2 protein-coding genes are annotated in these 2284 nt (G+C 64.1%); both read left to right on the top strand.

Translation table 11 applies throughout. The features are described from left to right. Positions 1 to 189 precede the first annotated feature (189 nt). Positions 190 to 1077: a sugar phosphate isomerase/epimerase gene (locus tag EOD07_RS31315; protein WP_127238033.1), complete on the top strand. Its 888-nt coding sequence runs from the start codon at positions 190 to 192 to the stop codon at positions 1075 to 1077. 59 nt (positions 1078 to 1136) lie between these two features. Continuing rightward, the coding region (locus EOD07_RS31310; RefSeq protein ID WP_164772726.1) for a mandelate racemase/muconate lactonizing enzyme family protein at positions 1137 to 2284 on the top strand (1148 nt) is incomplete at its 3' end.

The raw sequence follows: 2284 nt of genomic DNA, 5'->3' as shown, positions 1-2284 counted from the left end.
GATATGAAGCTTCCCATGTCCACTTCTTGCCGCGCATGAAAATTTGCTGTAGAGGTCATGGCAGGCCCAATTGGTCGAACCAGTTTCGCGGAAAAACGCTGGCAACGCCTTGGGGAGGAATCGTGCGGCCGCCTCATCGGAGGCGCCGCGGGGTGAAATGTGACAGGCGAATTCTGGGAAGGATAGACCATGCATCTTTCGACGCACAATTGGATGCGGGCGGAGCCGCTGGAGGTGACGCTCAAGCGCATCAAGAAATTCGGCTATGAATCGATCGAGATTTCCGGCGAGCCCGAGCAGTACAAGACCAAGGAGACGCGCGCGCTGTTGAAGGAGCATGGCATCCGCTGCTGGGGTTCGGTGACGCTGATGCTGGGTGAGCGCAACCTCGCCGCCAGGGACCAGGGACAGCGCGAGCGCTCCGTCCAATATGTGAAGGACGTGCTCACCATGGTGAGCGAGCTCGACGGCGAGATCATCACGCTGGTGCCCGCGACCGTCGGCAAGGTCGTGCCGGACGGCACCGAGGCGGAGGAATGGGGCTGGGTGGTCGACGCCACGCGCGAATGTTTCACCCATGCCAAGAAGGTCGGCGTCAGGATCGCCGTCGAGCCGCTCAACCGCTTCGAAACCTATCTCTTCAACCGCGGCGCCCAGGCGCTGGCGCTCGCCGACGCGGTGAGCCCCGAATGCGGCGTCTGCCTCGACGCCTACCACATCCACATGGAGGAATTTAACGTCTATGACGCGATCCGTCAGGTCGGCAAGCGCCTGTTCGACTTCCATGTCGCCGACAACAACCGCTTCGCCGCCGGCCTTGGCCAGATCGACTGGCCGAAGATCGTGCGCACACTGAAGGAAGTCGGCTATGACGGCGCGCTGACCAACGAATTCGTCGCGCCGGTCGACCGCACGCCGGCCGCGCCCTATCCGGAGATGGTCGAGCGCAATCCGGTCGACATCTCGCCCGAGCAGCTGAAATTCATCCAGGACCACGGCTCCAGCCTGCTCACGGAAAAATTCTACACCGACCAGATGCGCATAACCGCCGAAACGCTGCTGCAGCTGATCAAGTAGACCTCCGATTGAAATGTACCCCTTCCGCTCTTATCGGGCGGAGGGGCCGAAGGGAAAACATGCGCATCAAAAGCGTCCAGGCCTGGTGGGTTCGCATCCCGATCGAAGTCGCGAAGCAGCATCGCAGCGACTTCGGTCAGGTGACGACGTTCGACGCCGCCATTCTGCGCATCGAGACAGACGATGGCCTGGTCGGCTGGGGCGAGGGCAAGAACGCCGCCGGCAGCGCCGGCAGCTATGGCGCGCTCGTCCATATGCTCAACCACGAGATCGGCCCGCAGCTCGTCGGCCGCGACCCCGCCGACATCGGCATCATCTGGGAGATGCTCTACAACGGCGTGCGGCACGAGACGGCGGTACATGCCGGCCATGCCATGCCGCAGCTGGCGCGGCGCGGCATGAGCGTGGCGGCGATCAGCGCCGTCGACATCGCGCTCTGGGATATTCTCGGCAAGTCGCTCGGACAGCCCGTATGGCGGCTGCTCGGCGGCCGCAAGGTGGAGCGCATGCAGGCCTATGCCTCGGGCGGTTGGGCCTCCGCCGAGGCCATCGGCGAGCAGTTGCAATCCTACATCGCCAGGGGCGGCTTCAAGGCGCTGAAGATGCGCGTCGGCGCCATGGACGGCGCCCCGCATGTGTCGGCCGCGCGCGTGCGCGCCGCAAGGCAGGCGATCGGGCCGGATGTAGAGCTGATGGTCGATGCCCACGGCACCTACACCGTCGCCGAGGCCAAGCGCTTCATCAGGCTCACCGGCGATCTAGACCTCGCCTGGTTCGAGGAACCGGTGATCGCCGACGACAAGCCGGGCATGGCCGAGGTGCGCGCCTCGGGCTCGACGCCGATCGCGACGGGCGAAAGCGAGGCGACGCGCTACGCTTTCCGCGACCTGGCGGTGCTGAAATCGGCCGACATCTTCCAACCGGATCCGGCGTTTTGCGGCGGCATCAGCGAGGCGATGAAGATCGGCACCATCGCCAGCGCCTTCAACCTGCGCTTCGCGCCGCATCTTTGGGCGGGCGCGCCCTGCTTCTTTGCCGGGCTGCATGTGTGCGCCGCCTCGCCCGCCTCCTTCATCATCGAATATTCGCTCGGCGCCAATCCGATGATCCACGACCTTGTCGAGGAGACTGTCGAAGCAAAGGACGGTATGATAGCGATCCCTGAAAAGCCTGGATTGGGATTCACCATCTCCGAGCGATTCCTGGA

This window comes from Mesorhizobium sp. M2C.T.Ca.TU.002.02.1.1 (genome assembly GCF_003997225.1).
Note: the sequence above shows the minus strand (reverse complement) of the source record. Positions and strands in the feature narration are given on the sequence as shown.

What these genes read in the sequence shown, in the direction of transcription:
- EOD07_RS31315 (WP_127238033.1), top strand. Translation starts at nt 190, where the DNA reads ATGCATCTTTCGACGCACAATTGGATGCGGGCGGAGCCGCTGGAGGTG.